15 protein-coding genes, 23 tRNA genes and 1 pseudogene are annotated in these 19,940 nt (G+C 64.9%); 6 read left to right on the forward strand and 33 right to left on the reverse strand.

Annotated elements, in window-relative coordinates; all coding sequences use genetic code 11:
* Positions 1-328 precede the first annotated feature (328 nt).
* Positions 329-1,549 (reverse strand): DUF1444 domain-containing protein, encoded by a 1,221-nt coding sequence (locus HLB44_RS36025; protein ID WP_173135564.1) that lies wholly within the window; start codon positions 1,547-1,549, stop codon positions 329-331.
* A 150-nt stretch (positions 1,550-1,699) separates the two neighbouring features.
* Complete coding sequence (locus HLB44_RS36030; RefSeq protein WP_246312678.1) at positions 1,700-1,894, reverse strand: hypothetical protein; 195 nt, start codon at positions 1,892-1,894, stop codon at positions 1,700-1,702.
* 256 nt (positions 1,895-2,150) lie between these two features.
* On the opposite strand from HLB44_RS36030, the gene HLB44_RS36035 reads away from it, so the two are divergent.
* Complete coding sequence (locus HLB44_RS36035; RefSeq protein ID WP_173135567.1) at positions 2,151-2,786, forward strand: tetratricopeptide repeat protein; 636 nt, start codon at positions 2,151-2,153, stop codon at positions 2,784-2,786.
* A gap of 437 nt (positions 2,787-3,223) precedes the next feature.
* Here the strand turns inward: HLB44_RS36035 and HLB44_RS36040 are convergent, their stop codons facing one another.
* Positions 3,224-5,737, reverse strand: coding sequence for an ATP-binding protein (locus HLB44_RS36040; RefSeq protein ID WP_173135570.1), 2,514 nt, complete (start codon positions 5,735-5,737; stop codon positions 3,224-3,226).
* Between the two features lie 167 nt (positions 5,738-5,904).
* On the opposite strand from HLB44_RS36040, the gene HLB44_RS36045 reads away from it, so the two are divergent.
* The gene (locus tag HLB44_RS36045) at positions 5,905-6,066 is read left to right on the forward strand and encodes a hypothetical protein (protein ID WP_173135573.1); all 162 of its coding nucleotides are present in this window, start codon (positions 5,905-5,907) and stop codon (positions 6,064-6,066) included.
* Positions 6,067-6,094: 28 nt separating this feature from the next.
* The gene (locus HLB44_RS36050) at positions 6,095-6,334 is read left to right on the forward strand and encodes a hypothetical protein (RefSeq protein ID WP_173135576.1); all 240 of its coding nucleotides are present in this window, start codon (positions 6,095-6,097) and stop codon (positions 6,332-6,334) included.
* Between the two features lie 81 nt (positions 6,335-6,415).
* Here HLB44_RS36050 and rtcA read toward each other — a convergent pair whose 3' ends face one another.
* From rtcA to HLB44_RS36195, 30 genes are all read right to left on the reverse strand, one after another.
* The gene (rtcA, locus tag HLB44_RS36055; protein ID WP_173135579.1) at positions 6,416-7,468 is read right to left on the reverse strand and encodes an RNA 3'-terminal phosphate cyclase; all 1,053 of its coding nucleotides are present in this window, start codon (positions 7,466-7,468) and stop codon (positions 6,416-6,418) included.
* Complete coding sequence (locus HLB44_RS36060; RefSeq protein WP_173135582.1) at positions 7,455-8,282, reverse strand: nucleotidyltransferase domain-containing protein; 828 nt, start codon at positions 8,280-8,282, stop codon at positions 7,455-7,457. Before HLB44_RS36060 ends, rtcA begins: the two co-directional genes overlap by 14 nt.
* 59 nt (positions 8,283-8,341) lie before the next feature.
* On the reverse strand, positions 8,342-9,565 hold the full coding sequence (locus HLB44_RS36065) for an RtcB family protein (protein WP_173135585.1): 1,224 nt from the start codon (positions 9,563-9,565) through the stop codon (positions 8,342-8,344).
* A gap of 714 nt (positions 9,566-10,279) precedes the next feature.
* Positions 10,280-11,599, reverse strand: a complete 1,320-nt coding sequence (locus HLB44_RS36070) for a vWA domain-containing protein (protein ID WP_246312679.1) — start codon at positions 11,597-11,599, stop codon at positions 10,280-10,282.
* Positions 11,596-11,841, reverse strand: a complete 246-nt coding sequence (locus tag HLB44_RS37690; RefSeq protein ID WP_246312680.1) for a hypothetical protein — start codon at positions 11,839-11,841, stop codon at positions 11,596-11,598. The genes HLB44_RS36070 and HLB44_RS37690 overlap by 4 nt, the downstream gene beginning before the upstream one ends.
* 46 nt (positions 11,842-11,887) lie before the next feature.
* Positions 11,888-12,460 (reverse strand): HNH endonuclease, encoded by a 573-nt coding sequence (locus HLB44_RS36075; RefSeq protein WP_173135588.1) that lies wholly within the window; start codon positions 12,458-12,460, stop codon positions 11,888-11,890.
* A gap of 43 nt (positions 12,461-12,503) precedes the next feature.
* Positions 12,504-12,579: transfer RNA gene (locus HLB44_RS36080), tRNA-Arg, on the reverse strand.
* 10 nt (positions 12,580-12,589) lie between these two features.
* Positions 12,590-12,664, reverse strand: a tRNA-Val gene (locus HLB44_RS36085).
* Positions 12,665-12,670: 6 nt separating this feature from the next.
* Positions 12,671-12,746: transfer RNA gene (locus HLB44_RS36090), tRNA-Gln, on the reverse strand.
* A gap of 22 nt (positions 12,747-12,768) precedes the next feature.
* Positions 12,769-12,842, reverse strand: a tRNA-Lys gene (locus HLB44_RS36095).
* Between the two features lie 131 nt (positions 12,843-12,973).
* Complete coding sequence (locus HLB44_RS38450) at positions 12,974-13,111, reverse strand: SEC-C metal-binding domain-containing protein (protein WP_217283947.1); 138 nt, start codon at positions 13,109-13,111, stop codon at positions 12,974-12,976.
* A 128-nt stretch (positions 13,112-13,239) separates the two neighbouring features.
* Positions 13,240-13,314: transfer RNA gene (locus HLB44_RS36105), tRNA-Met, on the reverse strand.
* Positions 13,315-13,320: 6 nt separating this feature from the next.
* A tRNA-Leu gene (locus tag HLB44_RS36110) sits at positions 13,321-13,406 on the reverse strand.
* A gap of 9 nt (positions 13,407-13,415) precedes the next feature.
* Positions 13,416-13,491 (reverse strand) — tRNA-Lys (locus HLB44_RS36115).
* A 21-nt stretch (positions 13,492-13,512) separates the two neighbouring features.
* A tRNA-His gene (locus HLB44_RS36120) sits at positions 13,513-13,583 on the reverse strand.
* A gap of 46 nt (positions 13,584-13,629) precedes the next feature.
* Positions 13,630-13,705, reverse strand: a tRNA-Pro gene (locus HLB44_RS36125).
* Between the two features lie 15 nt (positions 13,706-13,720).
* Positions 13,721-13,798: transfer RNA gene (locus HLB44_RS36130), tRNA-Pro, on the reverse strand.
* Positions 13,799-13,814: 16 nt separating this feature from the next.
* A tRNA-Ile gene (locus tag HLB44_RS36135) sits at positions 13,815-13,891 on the reverse strand.
* Positions 13,892-13,900: 9 nt separating this feature from the next.
* Positions 13,901-13,976 (reverse strand) — tRNA-Asn (locus HLB44_RS36140).
* A 34-nt stretch (positions 13,977-14,010) separates the two neighbouring features.
* Positions 14,011-14,097: transfer RNA gene (locus HLB44_RS36145), tRNA-Cys, on the reverse strand.
* 11 nt (positions 14,098-14,108) lie between these two features.
* Positions 14,109-14,184, reverse strand: a tRNA-Trp gene (locus tag HLB44_RS36150).
* Between the two features lie 1,089 nt (positions 14,185-15,273).
* A tRNA-Arg gene (locus HLB44_RS36155) sits at positions 15,274-15,351 on the reverse strand.
* Between the two features lie 94 nt (positions 15,352-15,445).
* A tRNA-Ser gene (locus tag HLB44_RS36160) sits at positions 15,446-15,538 on the reverse strand.
* 13 nt (positions 15,539-15,551) lie between these two features.
* Positions 15,552-15,627 (reverse strand) — tRNA-Phe (locus HLB44_RS36165).
* 17 nt (positions 15,628-15,644) lie between these two features.
* Positions 15,645-15,720 (reverse strand) — tRNA-Asp (locus HLB44_RS36170).
* Between the two features lie 40 nt (positions 15,721-15,760).
* Positions 15,761-15,845: transfer RNA gene (locus HLB44_RS36175), tRNA-Tyr, on the reverse strand.
* Between the two features lie 7 nt (positions 15,846-15,852).
* A tRNA-Ala gene (locus HLB44_RS36180) sits at positions 15,853-15,928 on the reverse strand.
* A gap of 90 nt (positions 15,929-16,018) precedes the next feature.
* A tRNA-Glu gene (locus HLB44_RS36185) sits at positions 16,019-16,095 on the reverse strand.
* A gap of 13 nt (positions 16,096-16,108) precedes the next feature.
* A tRNA-Thr gene (locus HLB44_RS36190) sits at positions 16,109-16,186 on the reverse strand.
* Between the two features lie 135 nt (positions 16,187-16,321).
* A tRNA-Gly gene (locus HLB44_RS36195) sits at positions 16,322-16,397 on the reverse strand.
* 657 nt (positions 16,398-17,054) lie between these two features.
* Between HLB44_RS36195 and HLB44_RS36200 the strand changes: the two genes are divergently transcribed.
* From HLB44_RS36200 to HLB44_RS36210, 3 genes and pseudogenes are all read left to right on the forward strand, one after another.
* The gene (locus HLB44_RS36200) at positions 17,055-17,417 is read left to right on the forward strand and encodes a hypothetical protein (RefSeq protein WP_173135591.1); all 363 of its coding nucleotides are present in this window, start codon (positions 17,055-17,057) and stop codon (positions 17,415-17,417) included.
* A gap of 123 nt (positions 17,418-17,540) precedes the next feature.
* A pseudogene (locus HLB44_RS36205) lies at positions 17,541-17,725 on the forward strand (DUF1016 N-terminal domain-containing protein); the annotation flags it as partial.
* Positions 17,726-18,722: 997 nt separating this feature from the next.
* On the forward strand, positions 18,723-19,469 hold the full coding sequence (locus HLB44_RS36210) for a hypothetical protein (protein ID WP_173135594.1): 747 nt from the start codon (positions 18,723-18,725) through the stop codon (positions 19,467-19,469).
* Positions 19,470-19,940: the final 471 nt, after the last annotated feature.

Genomic DNA, 19,940 nt, shown 5'->3' on the forward strand with positions numbered 1-19,940 from the left:
GGACTTCACCCCGGCCCCATGGACAAGTGGACAAGCCGCTGACGCGTCTTGCCCACTTGCCCACAGGGCTCGACTACTACCAGCGATTCTCAACCCTGGATCCACACAAAACGACGAGGGACCCGGGAAGTCCATGTGCGCCGCGAGCTTGAACGCCGTCTTGCTTCCCGATCCCTGGCGCTTCCCGCGGCCCGAGGCCGCCACCCACGCATGTCCGGTATTTTCCATGGAGTGTGGAAATTTCCAAGTCCAATGGAAATTCATGGAAAACAGACGGGATGGGACCGTGGCCCGCGGATGTTCCGGACGAGGCCGGCCTTCGATGCTCCTACCGAACCGCCCGCTCCCGTAGGCGCTCGAGCACGTGCGGGGCAGGGAACCGCCGCGCTCGATAGCGAATGGGCACCAAGTCGCTGGGCTCGAGCAGGTCTCCGGCGAAGGCGAGCGCGTCTTCCCAGCTGACGAGCACATGCTTCGCATTGTTGCCCTCCGGCTGGACCAGGGCAATCAATTCGGCTGGCGGCAACAACGTGTCCACGCCTTCGGTCCAGACCGTGTAACTGCGCGGCGCTTCATCGTCGCGCTGCATGAGCTGGTAGCTGGCGACGAAGATGTCCGTCCCGCTCGTCTGGTGCAGGTCGTCGAGCAGTTGCTTCTGCGTCGAGTACGTGGCGGCGTTGTTGCGCCCGCGCAGGACGCGAAGCAACTCGCAGGACTCGCCGGCTGGGTCGTGAGCGGTCCACCGATCACCGGCCAGGCGGATCGGCTCGAAGGAGAGCCAACGCTGGTTGTCCTCGAGCGAAGTCTGCGCGACCTGGAGCATGAGTTGCAGGCCAGCAGGATTGCGCTCGCTCGTGACCAGCAGCGCGTTGCGGAACGGCACGAGCGCCACCGGCTCAGGTACACCCAGCCGGTGGATGAGGTCGGGCGTCAGGATGCGCGAGGCCTCATAGGCGTCGCCCCATTCGCCACTCCACACGCCAGGGGCCAGTTCCTTCCATCCGCCAGCTTCAGGAAGCCCGCGAAGATTGTGGATGGCCTGGTCGAGCGCTTGCTGGAAGTCGACCTGCCACTGCGCGACTTGCTCCTCGGTGACGTAGGCCATCGACGTGGTGCTGTCACATACGAGGGCGACGACCATGTCGGCGACGAGGGGTCGGTGTACGGGGCTGGAAAAAGGCTTCGCGCCAGGCGGCAGGCGCGCTGCCGACAGCGTCGCCACGCCGATGTCCGCAATGCTGCGCACGACCGGCATGAGCCTTGGTTTGGCGTCCTCATAGCGCGGGGGGACTGCGTCCTCTTGCGGGGCGAGGCTTGTCAGGAACTTTTGCAGGACTGCAGCGCGCTGCGATCGTGGGCTGCGCCGATAGTCGGCCAGCACGTTGCCCAAATAGATCCGTACCGGGCCGCCATCGATCGTCGCAGTGACCTCGGCGAGTTCGAGGTTCGCGCTGATATCCAGCGCACCGCGCTTCCGCAGGCCTCGTGTGACCTTGCCGGTCAGGCCCTGCAGCGTCGGCTTGCCGAAAAGCCGGTCGAAGAAATCCATCACCCCCCCGCATAGATCTTTGACAACGCGATTGTGGTGGCGGGTGGGATTGCCGGCGGGACCTTCGAATACTGGCCGCGGGGTTCTAGGGTCCAGAGTGAGCGGCACGCGTGCAAACGCCCCGCGGCTTGCGCGCGGGGCATCGGGGTGTCAGCTCAGGCGCGATCCCTTGGGCAGCCGGGCGACAAGCCAGTCGTGCACGTCGCACCGAATGCGCCGACCCTCCAGAAGGAAGTACTCGAACCGCGAAGGGAGGTGGGGCGCGTAGAGCGGTATGCCCGCTTCCTCGGGCGCTCGGTCGGCCTTGGTCAGGTTGCAGACGCCACAGGCGGCCACCAGGTTCATCCACGTCCAGCCGCCTCCGCGGCGGGACACGCGTGGATCACAGAGATGGATCCCGCCGCAGGGATCGAACCTGCAAGCCTTGCGGCACAGCGCTCTCGGCGCCGACGGTCGGCGTGGTGCTTGCGAACGGCTGCTCGCTCACGGACCGAAATCCCGCCAGCGCATCTCGAGCAGATCTCACTGCAGAATCTTCGCAACTAGGGCAACCAGCGAGACCGGCTCCCGTGGCCGCCTCAAGAGTTCGAGAGGGAACCGAGTGAACAAGGCGTATGCCATTGCGGCAATCATTCTCGTGGCGGCCGGCGCATGGTCCATGACGCGTGGGAGGCTGCCCTCTGAGGTGTCCACACCGCTTCCCCTGCCGCCCCCACCGCCGAATGCGGCGAGCCAGGCAGCATCCGGTGAGCGGGTGAGCATGCATTCATCAGCCAGGCGCACGACGCCTGCACAGTTGGCCCTTGCGCTTGGTAATGCGCGTATGGAGGCAGGCGATCCTGTCGCCGCGGAACGCCTGTACAGCGAGGCTGTGAAGCAGGACCCCGGCTTGTCGATGCTCTATTCCGCGCTGGGCGCCAGCCAGCACCTGCAGAAGAAGTTCGTCGCCGCCTCCGGCAGCTATCGCAAGGCCCTCGAACTTGACCCTCGTGACCTCTCGGCGCAAGTTGGACTGGCGGGTATCGCGTTCGAGCAGGGCCATCACCATGAGGCCATCGAACTCTTCGAAAGAACCCTGCAGCAAGCGCCGGACGAACCGGTGGCATTGTGGGGCCTGGCGAGGAGCTACGAGGCTACGAACGATTCCCGGACAGACGGCATCTTCAAGAAGTACCTGACCGTTGCGCCCCAGTCCAGCAGGACGGAATACGCCAGGCGGCGCTTGGCGGGCCGGTGAAGGGCGGCCTTTGGGGGGGCAGGTCAACGCAGCAGTCGCATAGCGGTGCAGATCCTCCCGCGGACCGAAGATCGTCCATGCCCGTCTTTCATTGGACGGGACCTTCCGTGAGGTGTCGACCACGGCGCAAGTGCCAATGACACACGCATGAAGGCGGACGGCGGGAGTGGCGCATCTCGTGATCGCAGTGACCACTGCCCAGCGAGGGCTTCCTGGCGCGCACGCCGGCATGCCGGCTTGCTGGTCAGGCCGATCGGCCGATCGGAGCGACCGCCGATCAGGACCGCGGCGGCGCGCCCCAGGGATCCAGCATTCACCGACAGGAGTGGCTATGCTCGCCGCCGAAAGCGCCTAGAGGATCCTTCGGCTCGAGCACTTCCGGCTCCGAGAGCGTTCACTTCACTGGCGCATCCTGCGCACGATCGCCGTGGACGCCGTCACGGCTTTGGCCTTTCGAGCGCCAGCCCACATGCGGCCGGTTCGTCGAGCTCAGCGCCCTGGGTCATCCAGCGCTGCAGGTCTGCAGGGGCCAGCGCGTCTGTCAGCATGGCCCTGATGCGAACGTGAGTTCTTTCGCTCCAATTGTCGTTCGTCGGCGTGGCGAGGAACAGGCGCTCCGACAGGCCGAGAAGTTTCGCAGCGGCGTCGAATCGCCCCTCGAGTGCCGCCAACATCGCGAACAGCGCGGGCATGGGCAAGAAGAAGTTCCAGCTGCTCCGGCGTTTGCGCTCGATCAGGTCGGCCAGCGCCAGGCGCGCTTCGCAGACATCACCCACGTTGAGCAGGGAGCGCACCAGCGATCGCAAGCCACGCTCGACATTCGAGGCGCCACCTGCGCGGTACAGCGCCACTGCTTCGCGGCAATGCGCGACCGCGGCCTCCGCCGCACCGACCTCGTCGTCGGCAAACGACAACCACACCAGAAAGCTCGCACATTGTCGGTCGCGGCCGGCTGCGCGCACCAGGTCAACGGCCGAAACAAGCAGCGCATGCGCGTCCTCGAAGCGGCTTTCGTCCATGGCAAGGAGCGCTGTCGCGGCCAGGCGATGGGCGCGCACGGGACTGCGTTCCTCCAAGCGCTCGATGTCCTGCATCTCCTGCACCATCTCGTGCTTTTTCTCGGCTGGCAGCAGCGTGGTGCTGACGACGAACGCGAGCGCGCGGTGCAGGCCGAGCCGATGGCCGCTCGATCGGAAGCACTCGACCGCCTTCAGCGCGGCATCCTCGGAAGCCTGCCGTGAGACGACCTGAACCACCAGGCTGCGCAAGGACCAAAAACGTGCTGCCGCCAGCGCCGGCGTGGCTTCGACCACCTGGTGTTCGAGCTCATCGCTATGCGCCCGGGCTGCTTGCAGCAGGCCGAGCATCGTGAACAGATTGAGCGAAGCACCGACCAGCGCGACCGCCATCGCCGGGTCGTGCGCCTTGCTCCAGTCGATGGCAGCGCGCAGGTCGTCGAGTTCGCAGCCGTAGCGCGCGAGCCACTCGCGGTCGGGCATGCCCGATGTTTCATCATCGAGCGACTGCTCCATCAAGCGGAGCATGCGAGCGCCATGCCGCGTTCGAAGCGCCTGGGCTTCGCCGCTCTCGTCCAGACGTTCCAACGCGTAGTCGCGAGCGCTTTGCAGCAAGCGGTAGCGCGGATCCTCGCGCTCGTCGAGCACCACGAGCGAGCGATCCACCAATGTGGCCAGCGCCTCGATCACGCTCCACTCGTCGTGCGTTTCGTCGCCGGCGACGGCGGCCGCGGACGCGAGCGTGAAGTCGCCGGCGAACACCCCGAGCCTGCGAAACACCACCTGCTCCACCGGTGCCAGCAGCCGATGACTCCAGTCGTGCGTGGCCCGAAGTGTCTGCTGCCGGGTCGGCCCGCTGCGCGAGCCGCCGGCCAGCAGTTTCAGCGGCTCGGCCAGCCGGGCGTGCAACTCCGCAAGGCCGAACTGCGCCACTCGCGACGCGGCCAGGCGGATCGCGAGCGCCAGCCCGTCGAGCCGGCGACAAAGATCGATGACCAGATCAACGTTGTCCGCGCCGAGCACGAAGCGTCGATCGGCGGCGCGCGCACGCTCATCGAACAGTGCCACCGCGCCGTAGCCCAGCGCCTGGTCGAACGGCGTGCCAGCCTCGGGGACCGCCAGGGGACCGACGCGGAAGAGCCATTCGCCTTCGACTTTCAACGGCGCCTGGCTCGTGACCAGCAGGCGAACGCCGGGCGCACCAGCGAGTAGCGCCTCGGCGAGCCCTGCGACTGCCGCCACCAGGTGCTCGGCGTTGTCGAGCACCAGCAGCACGTGCAGCGGCTCTATCGACCGCACCAGCGCCGCCACCGGATCGCCGGCGCCGATGGGCAGTTGCAGCACCTGGGCGATCGTGCCGGGGATCAGCAGCGGGTCGGCCAGCGGCGCCAGCTCGACCCAGGCGACCTTCGCACAGTGGAGCGCCTGCCCACGCGCAGCCGCAAGCGCGAGCGTCGTCTTGCCGATGCCGCCCGCGCCGAGCACGGTGACCAGTCGATGCTCCGACAGCAGCCTGGCGAGTGCCGCCAGGTCGTCGTCTCGGCCGAACAAGCACTCGGGGCTGCCCGGCAAGGCGGCCAGCGAGGCTTGCGCTGACGTCGATCGCGGGGCGGTGGAGCGCTCCCGAGGCGGCTGCTCGGCGTCTGCCGCAAGCGCAAAGCGGTACCCGCGTCCTGGGATCGTCGCAATCGCCTGTGGCCCGAGCAGCTTGCGCAGCGCGCTGACCTGCACCTGCAGGTTGTTCTCTTCGACCACCAGCCCGGGCCAGACGGTATCCATCAGCTCGGACTTCGGCACCGTGCGGTCGCGGTGCTCGTGCAATGCGAGCAGCAGGTCGAACGCGCGTGCACCGAGCGCGGCTGGCGTGCCGTCGACGATCAGCTGGCGCTCGACGGGGCGTAGCTCGAAGCGGCCGGAGCGCCAGCGGTCGGACATCGGAGGTCCCTCCTGGGACCAATGTAGCGGACAGACGGCTCCCCATGGCGGGCCTTCGAGGTGGCGTCTTTCATAACGCTTCAGGACCCTGAAGGACTGAAGACGACCTTCAGCCGGACAGTCCATCCATCGCAAGAACGCGATTCAACCCACCCCCAGGAGCCCTCATGAACACCGCCCGCGCTTCCCGGATCGTCCGCATCGCCGCAGCTGCCGCCTCGCTCGTCGTCACTTTCGCGATGTTCAGCGGCGTCGTCTCGCTGCGCGAGACACACGACCCCAGCGGCCGGGTTCGCATGGCCGCCGCCCAGACATCCATCGTCCGTTGATCAGAGTTGCCCAGCCGAGGAGTCCGACATGAGCACCAACGCCCCCCGCATCCCCGTCGCCGCTCGCATTGCCGCTGCAGTGCTTTCCGTCAGCATCACGGGCGCAGTGTTCAGCGGCGTGATCTCGGCCAGTGAGCCGCAGCGCAGCCAATTGGCCGCCCTCCACAGACATCAACCGGTAGGCGAGCCGCGTGTCGTCGTCGCGGAAGCCACGGCGCAGCAGGCGTCTGCTGCGTCGAAGCGCAACGTCGCCGTCGCCGCCCGTTGATCAGCCGCGCCCGACAAACGGCATCTTCGCTTCCATGATCGTCTTTGACCTGCACAGCGGCAAAGCCCAGGCAGTCATCGTTCACGCGTTCGCTGCGGCAATCACATGCACGCGTGGGCATGCGCCAGCCGAGTCCACGTCGAACCGCACCGGCAGGAACTGCTCGATGACGCCGATGTTGGTCGTGGCGTGTTCAGTCATCTCGGTGCAGGTGAACGCCGCCTCGCCGCCTTGTGCCACGACGGCGAGCGCCAACGGCAACATCCACTGATCCGCCAGGTGTTGCCCCAACGCGCCATCGCTCGCCTGGTGCGCCCTGATCTCCTTGACCAAGGCGCCCGCCACCTGCTCGGCACTCACACCCTTCTCGCCGAAACCGGTGACGACCTCGTTTACATGCGCATAGCCAAGCGTGGCCATCAGCGCGTTGCCGGGGCCTTCGTTCTGCCGCACGGCCGGCGTGCGCAGTTGGTCACCCGACCAACCCAGCGCGCGCGCCAGTGCCGCGAGTTCACGCACCGCTACGGCGCTCGGCAAGGCTGGCGCGAAGCACTCTGCGTACGCCTCCTGCACCGGGCCGCGATCGGTCAAGTCGAAGGGCTGCAGACCCGCCTCGGTCGGCTGCACCAGAGCTGAAATCTCGCCACCGCCGGCCGGATAGAAGCCCAGCCGACGCAGCTCCAGATCGAGACCCACACCAAGGCGCCGCAGCAGCGGTGCGAAGCTACGTTCGAGGAAGTGAAACGGCGGCGCCATCGGGTTGTGCGTGCCGCCGCTGAGCGACACGCGGCTGGGCTTGCCACAGAGCATCAGCGCCGGCAGCACCGTTTGCAGCACCAGCGTGCAGCTGCCCGCCGTGCCGACATTGAAGGCGTAGTCGCCGGCGCGCACGGGGCTAGGTTCGAAGACCAAGGTCTGCGAGCCGAGCTCCGCCCCCTCCACCTTCGCGCCGCAGACGGCCGCAGCCGCCTGCACACAGGTCAGGTGCTGGCGCATCAATCCCGGCTTCGGACGCTTCGCACGGATGCGTTGGATCGCCATGGGCTGGCCCGTGCACATCGACAGGGCCAGGCCCGTGCGCAGGATCTGGCCGCCGCCTTCGCCGGTCGAGCCATCAAGTTCAATCACGTTCATTCTTCTCTCGTTCATTCTCAAGGAGGGTCTCGGCCAGGAAGGCGTCCAGCATCGTGGTGTCAGGGCGGGACGAATCCACGACCACCTGCGCGGCGGCTGCATGGAGTTCGCTTTCGATGAAGTCGTGGATGCCGGTCCACCGAGGACTCGTTGCCGCTTCACCAGCACGCATCTTCACTTCGAGCAGTCGGTTGATCTCGTCCAGCAGCACGCGGTCGTCGAGCGTGGCCTCCGCCAACGCCGCAAAGCGCATCGGCGGCACACCTCGCCCGTCGCGAATCCACCGGGCGGCCAGCAACGGCCTCAGCACGTACAAGTACTTCTTGTAGCGAACCTCTTCCCCGCGCAGATGCTCGCGGAAGTTCTTCTTCGCCATCGACACGTAGTGGTGGTAGCCGCGCACGGCCGAGAAGCCGTCTTCTGCCAACGCGCGCAGGCGCGCCACCGTGTCGGCCTCTTCGCGGTAGACGATCGGCGAGCGCAACCATTCCAGCAGCGTCGGGTTCGACTGGCGCAGCAACAGCAACGTCTTGCGCAGGTCCCAGCCGTTCACGTCCAGGTCGCCGCTGATCGGCTGCTCGATCACGTCACGGCCCGGCTCGACAGTCAGGTACCACGACAGGCGGTTCACATAGATGAAGCGCACGTCGTAGTCGCTGTCGGGCGACGCGAAACCCCAGCCGCGGCTGCCGGACTCGCAGGCGAACAGCACCTTCACGTCGTGATCGACCTCGATCTGCCGCAGACAGTCGAGGATCTGAACGCGCATCGCCGGGTCGATCGGGTGCGCACTGATCAGTGTTTCGTTCTTCATGACTCCCTCCCCATCATCTTCAGATGGGGAGGGAACCACCAGGCCCGACCTTCCCCAAACTAGCCCTTCACACACACCACCTGCTTCAAGGTGTGGACGACTTCCACCAGGTCCTTCTGCGCCTCCATCACCGCATCGATGTCCTTGTAGGCCATCGGGATCTCGTCGATCACGTCCTTGTCCTTGCGGCACTCGACGCCCTCGGTCGCCCTGATCTGGTCGTCGACCGTGAACAGCTTCTTCGCCTTGGTCCGGCTCATCACGCGGCCGGCACCGTGGCTGCAGCTCTCGAAGCTCTCGGCGTTTCCCAGGCCGCGCACGATGTAGCTGCGCGCACCCATGCTGCCAGGAATGATGCCCAGCTGACCACGCTTCGCGCTCACCGCGCCCTTGCGCGTCACGAACACATCCTCGCCGAAGTGATGCTCCTGCTGCACATAGTTGTGGTGGCAGTTCACCGCCTCGACATGCGACTCGAACGGCTTCGTGATCACCTTGCGCACCGTCGCGATCAGGTTGGTCATCATCACCTCGCGGTTGCGCGCGGCGAACTTCTGCGCCCAGCCCACGCCGCGCACGTAGTCGCCGAAGTACTGCGCGCCTTCCTCGAAGTACGCCAGGTCCTGATCAGGCAGGTTGCGTTGGTGCAGTTCGGCGTCCTTCTTCGCCAGTTCGATGAAGTGCGTACCGATCGCATTGCCCACGCCGCGCGAACCCGAGTGAAGCATGAACCAGACGAAACCGTCCTCGTCGAGGCAGACCTCGATGAAGTGGTTGCCGGTGCCCAGCGTTCCCAGGTGCTTGCGGTTGTTCGTGTTCCTGATGCGCGGGTGCAACTCGCACAGCGCATCGAACTCGTCCACCAGCGTCGCCCACGCCTGGTCCACGGCGTCGGGCGGGTTCTCCCAGCTGCCCTGGTCGCGGCCACGGTTGCGCGGCGACGAGCCGTGCGGCACGGCGCGCTCGATCGCGGCACGCAGTGGCGCCAGGTTGTCGGGCAGGTCGTTCGCATGCAGTGTCGTCTTGCAGGCCATCATGCCGCAGCCGATGTCCACGCCCACTGCGGCTGGGATGATCGCGCGCAAGGTCGGGATCACCGAACCCACGGTCGCACCGATGCCCAGATGCACGTCGGGCATCGCAGCGATGTGCTTGAAGACGATGGGCAGGCGCGCCGCGTTGGCGAGCTGCTTCTTCGCTTCGTCTTCCACAGGCACGCCGCGCGTCCACATCTTGATGGGCACGCCGCCTTCGGGTTGCTCGGTGTTGTAGTTCTGTTCCATGTTCATCTCACTTCATCTCAGACAAGAAACCGGTGACCAGGGTCGATGAAACGTCACTCCGCCATCCATTGCTGGACCGGGATTCGGACCCGGGCGCCCCACGCATCGCTGCGAGGGGCACGCGCCGGCTCTTGAGGAGCCAGCGCGTGCGTCTACCTGTAGTTCCATCTGCATTCACCGCAAAAAATGGTGCCTCGTTGCGACAAGGGTTGGTGAAACGATCGTGCTCTACCGGGCTGAGCTACGGTCCCCCTGATATGGGACCGGCGGGATTTGAACCCGCGACCACGAGCTTAAGAGGCTGTAGTTCCACCTGCATTCGCAACGCGACATCAAAACAAACGCGACAAGGGACGGCAAGACGTTTTGCCAGTGCCGGTTTCCCGGCAACGGGGGATCGAACCCCCATGGCTCCCGATGTAGTCCTGCCTGCATTCGCGTCAAAACCTCAATTTCTTCGAATGTTCTCGAGTGGCGACTAGAAATCCGGTGAAACCTTGAGCGTGGACAACGATGTAGTTCCACCAGGCATTCGCCACTCGACAACATTCACGGTCAGGTTGGTGCCGCACGCGACCAGATTCGCAAGAGTTGCCGGCCACCGTCTTGATCAAAGAGCGCTGGCTGCGGGCTTGCAGGCCCGCGTGGCAGTGTGGTGCTGTACTCCTGCGCGCATTCGCATGCGGCACCTTCCTTGCTTCACTCCCCTCCCAGCTACTGTGCGGCCAGCGAGACCTTCTCGATCTCGCCCACCCAGTGTTCCGACCCCGTCTTGCCCTCGGCAAACGCGGCCATCACCGCGAACACCGCATCCGAGAAGCCGCCGACGTTCATGATGTCGTGCCGCTCCGCCGCCTGCGTCGTGCCGTGCGGCTGGATGTCGATGCACACCAGGCGAGCCTGCGGGTTGCGCTGCTTCAGCACTTCCCACTCGCGCAGCGTCTGCGTCGCGCCGCGGCGGGTCGCATCGACCCACGACTCGTTGTCCGAGACGAGGATCACCAACTCCACCTTCGCACGCTCCTTGTTCAGCAAGGCCAGTGGCGCGCTGCAGTTGGTGCCACCGCCACCGATGGCGGCCAAGGCCTGCGCATTGGTCATCACCGAGTCGCGAGCGTTCAACGACAGCTTCACCACGGCCTGCTCGAACGGCAGAACACGCGCCGCCGGGTTCTTGCGCAACACCGCCGCCGAGACCAGGGCCGCGACATCGATGCAACGCACGCTCGACGTCGCCGAACCGCGGTGACCCGTCACCGCCGAGCTCATCGAGCCCGACACGTCGGGGCACACCACGACACGGCCATCGAACGCCGGTACGTTGGCCAGCGCCGCCTCCATCGCCTCTTGCAGCGCATCGCGAACCACCGCCGGCACACCTTCTCCCGTCGCCTTGAAGGCCGACATCAGCTGGTACGGCAGCACACGCGCCTGGGCCACGGCCTTCGGGTCACGCAGCTTGGCTGCGATCGCCTCGGCCATGCCGTCGATCTCGAACACGCCGTGACGCGCGAAGGTGTTCAGGTTCTGACGCACCATCTGCCACGAACCCGACTGCGCGATCTGCGCCCACTGCGCGGTGCTCAGCTCCAGCGCGGTCAGCATCTGGAACGGAACGTCGGGCACCTCGCACGTCACGCCTTCAGCTATAGCCCGCTTGAAGCGCTCGAAGGCTTGCGTGATGGGTGGCAGCGCCGTCTCATCCACGGCCTTGCCGATCAACCACGCGAACCACGCAGCGCGCCAGGCCTCCGCCGGCTTCGGGTGAACCATCTTCACCACGTCGGCCAGCGACGGCGTGTTACCGACCGAGGCGTTCAGCAGCTGCTTCTCGCTGGCGGTCAGCAGCCAGTGTTGAACCAGCTTCTTCGGCCGCGAACCCAGCGACTTGCGACCCACCGAGCCGCTGCGCACGATCTGCACGAAGTTGCGCAGCATCTTGCCGTTGTCGACCACGCGGCCGAACACCTGGCCCAGCAGGGCCACGTCGCGCGCCGCGAGCGTGGCGGCCAGCAGGGCGGGCATGTCCTTCATGTGGCCAGCCTGGCGTGCGTAGACCGCCGTCTTGGCCACGAACGCTGCGCCAGGGCACGCACCGTGTCCAGCTGCGATTCCGCGCTCGCATAGAAGGTCTGGTTCAGGCAGCCGGTCGCAGCCAGCTGCGCCAGCTGATGACGTGCGCTCAGGGCATAGGCCGGCGCTTGCTCCTGGTTGCGCGCGGTGGCGTCCGGCAGCAGCGCGCCCTTGAGCGTCTGGAAGAGTTGGGTGTTGACCATGAGTGTTCTCCTCTGTGCATTCAACTTGTATGGCAATGCGTGCGACTCAGTTCAGTCGCGAGCCCTTCGGCAGCCGCGCGGTGAGCCACTCGTGCACGTCCGCCCGGATGTGCCGGCCTTCGAGCAAGAAATCCTCGAAGCGGCTCGGCACGTAGGGCAGGTACACCAGCGGCATGCTCGCTTCCTCGGGCGTGCGGTCGGCCTTGCGTCCGTTGCAGACGCCGCATGCGGTGACCAGGTTCATCCAGGTCCAGCGGCCACCGCGCGATTCCGGCACGATGTGTTCGCATTGCAGGTCACGCTCGTTGAAGCGCTGGCCGCAGTACGCGCACGTCAGCCGGTCACGTCGGAACAGCTTGCCCTTGCTGAACGCGGGCACCACGTCGAACAAGTTGACCTTGGACGCGCCGTGCAGCGCGATGATCGGGTGCACATCGATGATCGACTGCCGGCCGCGCTCGACGTTGAAGCCACCACGCAGCGTCGCCAGCGGGCCATCGCCGTCCACCCACGCCACCGAGTCGGTGGCCACATGCAGGGCCGCGTGCTCGAGCGAGATCCACGCCTGCGGCGTGCCCTGGATGTCGAGTTGCAGCACATGGCTGTGGTGTGGGTGCATGGGTGGCCTCCATTTCTTGGCCGCTTCGTGGGTGATTTCGGTTTGGCACGTCCGGGTGGGTTCGAACCACCGGCCTCGACCTTCGGAGGGTCGCGCTCTGCCAGCTGAGCTACGGACGTATGGAGAGATTGGTAGCCCCTGACGATTTCGAAACGTCGACCTTCGCTTTGTAAGAGCGTTGCTCTGCCTCTGAGCTAAGGGGCTGGTGGATGGCAGGGGTGACAGGATTCGAACCTGTGTGCACCGGTTCAAAGCCGGCTGTCTGAGGCCACTCGACTACACCCCGTCAAAGTAGGGACTTGGGGACTTGGTGCGGGCGCAGGGAGTCGAACCCTGGCCTGCCGGTTAAAAGCCGGCTGCTCTGCCTCTGAGCTACACCCACATGGCCGGCGGCGGAGAACGAGCGGATCGAACGCTCGTGGCGACGACGTCGCCGGCCAGCCCGCTGCCACTCGGGCGGCACTCCTCGCTGGTCATCGGCATCGTCCGTTCAACGCCGATAGTGATCACGGTTCACGCCGTCAAAAGCATCCGCTGCGCAGGCAGCAGCGTTTGAAACGACCTCGCAGAGCCGCATGGGCACGGATCGTTGCGGCCGAGCTTCTCGATGAGTTCCTTCGCGCCACCGACGACGCGGTCACCGCGCTTCACACCCGTCTCGGACGGGAAGCCTTTGCGCCGCTTGCTCGTGATCGTGAAAGCTCACGTCGTCGTCTTCATTGATCGGTTTCATGGCACACCTCCTGGGTGGTTGATGGTCTCGGATCTGCTGATGTCGTTGGTGGTCCGGGGTGGGCACGATCCACCGGCCTTCGCCTTATGAGGGCACTGCTCTGCCGCTGAGCTACCGGACTGCTGCTTGGTCCCCTCGGTCCGAGTCGAACGGACATGCCCTGCGGGCTCCGGTTTCTGAGACCGGTGCGTCTGCCTATTCCGCCACGAGGGGGTTGATGCGTGGTGCGTCGCCAGGGGCTTGAACCCTGACCATCCGGGGTAAGAGCCCGGTTCTCTGCCGCTCGAGTTCGCGACGCGTTGAAAGGCATGCGCTTGGGGGTGACCGGCCGGAGTCGAACCGGCACCAGCGGGTTCACAACCCACGGCTCTGCCATTGAGCTACGGCCACACCCAAACGCACGAAATGCGTTGCCCATCGATGTCCCAGGAACTGGTGGTCTCGGTGGCAGGGATCGAACCTGCGACCTGATGCTCCCAAAGCACCTGCGCTGCCAGCTGCGCTACACCGAGAAGAGTTGAAATTGGTGGTCGGCGTGGGCGGATTTGAACCGCCGGTCTTCGCGTCCCGAACGCGACGGATTGGCCAGGCTTTCCCACACGCCGTGGAACTCGTTGATGATGGTGGCCACAGTTGGACTCGAACCAACGACCCCCGCCTTATCAAGACGGTGCTCTACCGGGCTGAGCTATGCGACCCCGAATGGTTGGCTCCCCGAGACGGCCTCGAACCGCCGCGCTTCCGGTTAACAGCCGGACGCTCTACCCACTGAGCTATCGGGGAAAGGGTGCGGCAACGCGCTGCCGCAGGTGGAAGATGGACTCGACGGACGGATTCGAACCGACGCGGGCTGGACGCCGGCAGTTTTGCAGACTGCCGCCTTCGACCACTTGGCTACGTCGAGCGAGGAAATGGTGGCGGGGGTGCACGGACTCGAACCGCGTACCTTCGGTTTTGGAGACCGGCGCTCTGCCTGTTGAGCTACACCCCCTCTTGGACACGCCGAGCGAACGGCGGACGCGAACCCCCGGTCATGGCTCGGCGGGATGCGAGTTCACTGCTTCATCACCCGCGTCATTTGAAACTTATGATCGGCTGTCGTGAAGCTCGGTGTCGAGCTTCACGACAGGCGACCTCGCGATCACTTGCTGCACCGGCTGAGACTACACCGGTGACACCAGCACCTGTGTCGGGTTATCCGGACGCTTGCGGCGTCTGTTTCCGACTCATCCACCACGAACGTCTTGCGACGCTCCGTGGTGTGCTGGCACGGCGGCCTTTGTTGGAGTGTGGCTGGTCACTCGTCACGCTGCACTACTCGATCCTCGTCCTACCGCCGACCTTGCGGGCCGTGCGGGGAGCTACCCCCTGCGTGCGGACTTCGATCGATCACCTCCGGCCTTGCGGGCCTCGGGTGACCTCGGTTCGGTCTTTCGACCGCCGAGGCTTACGCCGTTTTCGTGCAGCGTCGGGAACGTCTTTGCGTTTGACTTTGCGAAAGTTGCAACCTGCAGCGATGTGCGTTCCCAGTGGTTCCCACGGCTTTTGACCGCAGGAATGCCACACACCGCATGCCTTTCGTCTCGCGGACTACTCGGCCGATCTTCGCGACCCGCGTGGTGTTGCCACCCCACGTTCCGCTGAACCTGTGCACTGCCCTCGCTTGCGAGGCTCGGACTGTGCGCACTACTCTTTCCGGTATCCGATGGCGAGCTGGTTGAGCAAGGCCGGACGGCACCACCCGGTTCCTGTTCGACTGCCCCTGTTCCCTTCGGCTTTCGCCTCCGGCAGGTGAGCGGTCGTTGTTTGCCTTGCACTCGCGTCCCGAGTAGCACCGCCCCTTGCGAAGACGATGCGCCGCTTGTGGCGGCCCGGTGAGCTTGCCTGATCAACCGTGCACCTTTCGGTGCCAGGCGCGAGGGGAAGCAGGAATCCTCGCTTTCGACGTGTCGCCACGTCTCATCTTGTCGGACCTCAGGCGGCCCGGAACCAGGGTTCGACAAACGCACCCGCTCGCCCACACTGGGCGGCTATGGTGATCATGATGCGCTTGTCGAACACGGTTTCAACGTATTCGGTCTGGAGCCTCGTGCACGATTCGAACGTGCGACCTCCGGTTTCGTAGACCGGCGCTCTGGTCCTGCTGAGCTAACGAGGCGTTTGATGGACGATGCCGGCTGGCGGCAGTGCCAGGCATGGGTCCGGCGGCGCGGACATGTCCTCCGGCCTCCGGCGACGGACGAGTCCTGTTCTGGCGGATGCGGAAGGATTCGAACCTTCGCGCCGGCTCATCGCCGGCCAACTGCTTAGCAGGCAGCGCCCTTCAGCCCCTCGGGCACGCATCCATCTGGGTTCATTTGGTGCCGCAGGAGGGATTCGAACCCCCGACGCTCGGCTCTTCAGGCCGACGCTCTACCGGCTGAGCTACCGCGGCGAAAACTGCTGAAACACTGGCGCCCCGTAGGGGAGTCGAACCCCTGGCTTCCGGCTAGACAGGCCGGCACTCTGGCCACTGAGTTAACGGAGCATGCGAGACCCGGTGGGCGGCCGAGGCGGGTGTTGATGAGTGGTGGGCGTTGATGGATTCGAACCACCGCGTCTTTGGGAAACTGCTTTACAGGCAGCCGCAATCGACCTCTCTGCCAAACGCCCGGCGAACTGGTGGAGATGGTCGGCTTCGAACCGACGACCCTCTGCTTGCAAAGCAGGCGCTCTTCCATTTGAGCTACACCCCCTGTGAAGTGTCCGGTGACGGGTTCCGGCGCCGCCCAATCGTTGCGGCCGATTTCCGCCCTCGAGGCGCGCTTGCGCCGAGGGCTCCTTTCTGGCATCCCGTACGGGAGTCGAACCCGCGATCTCCGAGTTGAAAGCCCGGTGTCCTTGACCACTAGACGAACGGGACATGCGTTCGAGCTTGGTGCCCTCGGCGACGATTCGAACGCGCGACCTGCCGCTTACAAGGCGGCTGCTGCTACCGGCTGAGCTACGAGGGCAAGAATGGGATCCATGTCGGCTGTGCCCACGCGCGCGGCGCCCAGTGCACCAGACGCATCGCTGCACGTGTCCCGCAGCGTGGCCACGCACATGCACGCCGGCGGACCGGCGCTTGTGCACGGACACACCCGACATGGAGCGGACGACGAGTCTCGAACTCGTGGCCTCGACCCTGGCGAGGTCGCGCTCTGCCAACTGAGCTACATCCGCATGTTGCGAGAACGACCTGCCGGCCAGTACCGGCGTCGCCTCGCTGCAACTTGTTAAAGAGCCACCTGCAGCCAACGCGGCAGGTGTTGCGGTCCAAGGAGGCCTCGGTCCGCTGCGACCTGCCTGCCCGGCAAGTCGTGGTTGGGTTGGTGGCGCCTGGGCTGCGCCGGGAATGACAAAGGCCCGGATCCTTTCGGAATCCGGGCCTCTTTCGAGCCTGCTCTTGCGAGCTGGGAGGGTGTGCGTCTATGCGCTTCCCTCGCCCGGTTGCATCTGGTCCTCATACGCTGCCAGGTCAAGCCTGGCGGCGACGACGCACGGATGCGGGTTCGTCCACCGATCCAATGCCTTGGCATTGACCATGGTCTTCGAGACCGCCGGCGAACCGGCGTGCACGGCCGCACCACAACCCGATGCGGGTCCAATGCTGGTCGTTGCAAATCGGCTGGCTTTCACGGCGTGTCCTCGATGGGTCCTGGTGGTTCGGTGGCAGTCGGTTGTTCGGTCCTGGTTCCGTTGGACAAGTCTTTGACCTGACGTCGGGAACCGATGGCTGAAGTGTGAAGACTCTTCACGCAGCCGTCAACCCCTTCCGTGAAGAATCTTCACGTTGATGCGAAAATCCCACCTTCGCTTCCCAGACCGCCCGCTGCTCCCGTGACCGATCCTCACCACGTCCGCCGCAACAACGCCCACGCAGCGTTCCAGGCCTTCGCAGAAGAGCGCCTGGCATCCGGCCACGCGCCGAAGGGGCTGGAGCAGGCGTTCGCCGAGATGCTGGAGATCAGCCCGGCACTGTGGTCGATGACCAAGTCCGGCTCACGCCCGATGAGCGACAAGCTCGCCCGCCAGTTCGAGGTGCGGCTGGGCAAGCCCGTTGGGTGGATGGATGCAGAGCGAGAGCCCCATGGACTGACGCAGGCCGAGCAGCACACGATGGCCATGGCGCTTGCCGCCTACCGGCGCACGAACGCCGAAGGTCGGCGGCGGCTGAGGGCTTTGCTCAAGGACTTCGCCTGAGTCTCGCAAAGCTAACGCCTTGCTCGGCGGGCCGGGTGCAGGCGCCGCTCGGGACGCCTGGCAGCGTTCGTCGAGCTGCTCGAAAGCGCGCGTTGGGCTGTAGCACGCAGCGTCAACGCCTTGATGACGGCGACGTACTGGGAGATCGGCCGGCGCATCGTGGAGCACGAGCAAGCCGGCGCCGAGCGCGCCGCCTACGGCGAAGCGCTGATCCAACGCATGATGGCAGCGCCTCGGCCGGCGCTTCGGGCGCGGGTTCGGGCGCCGTCAACCTGACCCAGATGCGGCACTTCTACCTGGCATGGCCACAGCCGCAGGATTCTTCGGACAGCGTCTGAACAAATCGGGTTGGCGCGCAGCTGGGCCCGCACGGCCATGACGGCGGGCGGCACGTGATCAGGCATTCATGCCGAGCTGCTCCGGCAACGGACGAGCGGCCTCTCATCAAGCTTGTTGACGAGCCGGACGGCTGTACATTGCTGCGATCGACGCACGGTGAACAGGTGCGCGGCGGGATGTTCCTGAGGCGCTGTCAGAGCCCCCCTGCTTGACGCATCGGAGACCGAAGTGCCACGTCGCGAGCCCTCCGAGCATTCGGATGCGGCCGCGGCGGTGATGCTCATCGCTGTTGGAGAAGCAAGAGGCGCCGACCCCTCGTGGGTTCGGCGCCTCGCAGTTGGGCACTGGGTCGTCAAGCAGTGTGTCGGGGTGGTTCGGGGTCTGTGACGTTAAGTGCGGGTCCGCGCGCCTCAATAACGATCGAAATACGTGCCAAACGACCGCGAAGCTCATCCAGTGGTCACGGATTCAGGGGCAACCTCTTGTAACCGGATAGACTGGCGTGCAAGGCTGATGAGGTGGCGCAGTAGGCGGTGTAATGCGGCGAAAATATAGGCGACCTATTGCGACGACGAATCACTCAAAAGACGGTACGACGGATGCTCCCGCACGAGGGAGGCATCCTTCGGCTCTGGTTTGTCCATACGCGATAGGCCAACCGCCGACTGCGATGGGCCAACTGTCGACGGCGCACTTGGGTGGTCACTCCGCATGACGTTGCGGCGTCATGGGAAGCATTGTTCATGCCAAGGAATGACGAGCTCCGTTCCGCGGCCGCGGATACCTTGCTGGCTGTCAGTGGCTTCGTCGAAGACGCGTCGAAGTTGCGCTGAACGCAGACAGAAGGAATGCTCCCGCTGATCCGTCGCGGTCTGCGTCCGTAAGTACCACCTATCTCGGGACTAGACCGATAGCGAACGCCCCCTACACACCGCCTACACTCCTCTTCAACGCTAGGAAATTGCCATGCGGCACTCGCCACTTCACTCACTGTGCGGCGCACTTGGCCTGTTCGTCGCCCTTCTGGGTAGCACAAATGCCAACCCGATCTTGCACACGTCGGACTTCATCCAGAATTCACAGCGCCTGCACTTCAACGGCTTCGAAGGCCTGCACGCTACCGGCTCCTATGGCGGACCTTACGTAGAAGATCTGATTCGCGTCGAACAAGTGTTTGGGCGTCCAAATAGCATAGCGTCGATATATATGCCCGTTGGCTTCGAGGGCGCCAGGTCTTGGTACGCAAACGGAGGCGACCACGGCTACACCCGCATAACCCTCAGTGATGGAAGCGACTTTTATGGCATCGGCCTACTTCGCGGAACGGGTTCCTTGGATGTCAGCAATCCGAACCAACTCATGGGAATCTACTACGAGTTGTGGCTTGATGGAGTACTTGTCGAAGCTGGTAATCCCACTGTATCGGGCAATGCCTCGTACATCGGGTTTTCTGGCGGTGGGTTTAATGAGGTTCGGATACGAGACTCTGGATCTACATTCATCAATTCGTTCGGCAACGGCACTCCCGCTTCGGTCGACTCCAACTCACTTGCTATCGATAGCATCGAAATCGCAGCGGCAACACAGCCCGTACCAGAGCCCCACACTTTCCCCTTGGTACTAACCGCCCTCGCTGCGGTCGGCCTTGCCTTCAGAGGTCGCGTCAAGTCACGCCCGCCACTTGTTGCCCGCGTTCGATCCGGCGTCACATGAGCTTCCTGCAGAAGCTTCTGCGCACGCGCAGCCCGAGTTCCAGGCCTGCCTCAATATGCGCGATCCGACGCATGGTCGTCTTGGCCGCTAGGGCGACATTCGCCTGACTGAGGCCTGCCTTTCCATAGATTCCGAATCGCGGATGCTGACATGCGATGCTCCCGGCTAGTGGAAGTGGATCATTCTTCGACTCAATCAAGAGACGATGGACGATGGCGGCCGGCGCGGCAGTAGTTAAGCCCGAGGTCCAAGGTCTGCTGCCGAGGCCTTTCGATGCCCGGCAGCACGACGCCATCCTGAAAGAAGCGGATGTTGAGTCGACCGCAGCCTGGCTGCTTGTACCGGCGCTAGCAGGCCGTTGAAATACCAATCGACGTCGCCGTCTGCGCAAGCGAAGATCGGTTCAGTGATTGACGAGGGGTGAGCCGCCGATGCGAGGAGCCGACAGCTACAACGAGAGCCTGTTCACGA

The sequence above is a fragment of the Pseudaquabacterium terrae genome, assembly GCF_013266755.1.
Taxonomy (GTDB): domain Bacteria; phylum Pseudomonadota; class Gammaproteobacteria; order Burkholderiales; family Burkholderiaceae_C; genus Pseudaquabacterium; species Pseudaquabacterium terrae.

What these genes read in the sequence shown, in the direction of transcription:
- HLB44_RS36025 (WP_173135564.1), bottom strand. Translation starts at nt 1,549, where the DNA reads ATGGATTTCTTCGACCGGCTTTTCGGCAAGCCGACGCTGCAGGGCCTG.
- HLB44_RS36030 (WP_246312678.1), bottom strand. Translation starts at nt 1,894, where the DNA reads ATGAACCTGGTGGCCGCCTGTGGCGTCTGCAACCTGACCAAGGCCGAC.
- HLB44_RS36040 (WP_173135570.1), bottom strand. Translation starts at nt 5,737, where the DNA reads ATGTCCGACCGCTGGCGCTCCGGCCGCTTCGAGCTACGCCCCGTCGAG.
- HLB44_RS36045 (WP_173135573.1), top strand. Translation starts at nt 5,905, where the DNA reads ATGAACACCGCCCGCGCTTCCCGGATCGTCCGCATCGCCGCAGCTGCC.
- HLB44_RS36050 (WP_173135576.1), top strand. Translation starts at nt 6,095, where the DNA reads ATGAGCACCAACGCCCCCCGCATCCCCGTCGCCGCTCGCATTGCCGCT.
- rtcA (WP_173135579.1), bottom strand. Translation starts at nt 7,468, where the DNA reads ATGAACGTGATTGAACTTGATGGCTCGACCGGCGAAGGCGGCGGCCAG.
- HLB44_RS36060 (WP_173135582.1), bottom strand. Translation starts at nt 8,282, where the DNA reads ATGAAGAACGAAACACTGATCAGTGCGCACCCGATCGACCCGGCGATG.
- HLB44_RS36065 (WP_173135585.1), bottom strand. Translation starts at nt 9,565, where the DNA reads ATGGAACAGAACTACAACACCGAGCAACCCGAAGGCGGCGTGCCCATC.
- HLB44_RS36070 (WP_246312679.1), bottom strand. Translation starts at nt 11,599, where the DNA reads ATGAAGGACATGCCCGCCCTGCTGGCCGCCACGCTCGCGGCGCGCGAC.
- HLB44_RS37690 (WP_246312680.1), bottom strand. Translation starts at nt 11,841, where the DNA reads ATGGTCAACACCCAACTCTTCCAGACGCTCAAGGGCGCGCTGCTGCCG.
- HLB44_RS36075 (WP_173135588.1), bottom strand. Translation starts at nt 12,460, where the DNA reads ATGCACCCACACCACAGCCATGTGCTGCAACTCGACATCCAGGGCACG.
- HLB44_RS36210 (WP_173135594.1), top strand. Translation starts at nt 18,723, where the DNA reads ATGCGGCACTCGCCACTTCACTCACTGTGCGGCGCACTTGGCCTGTTC.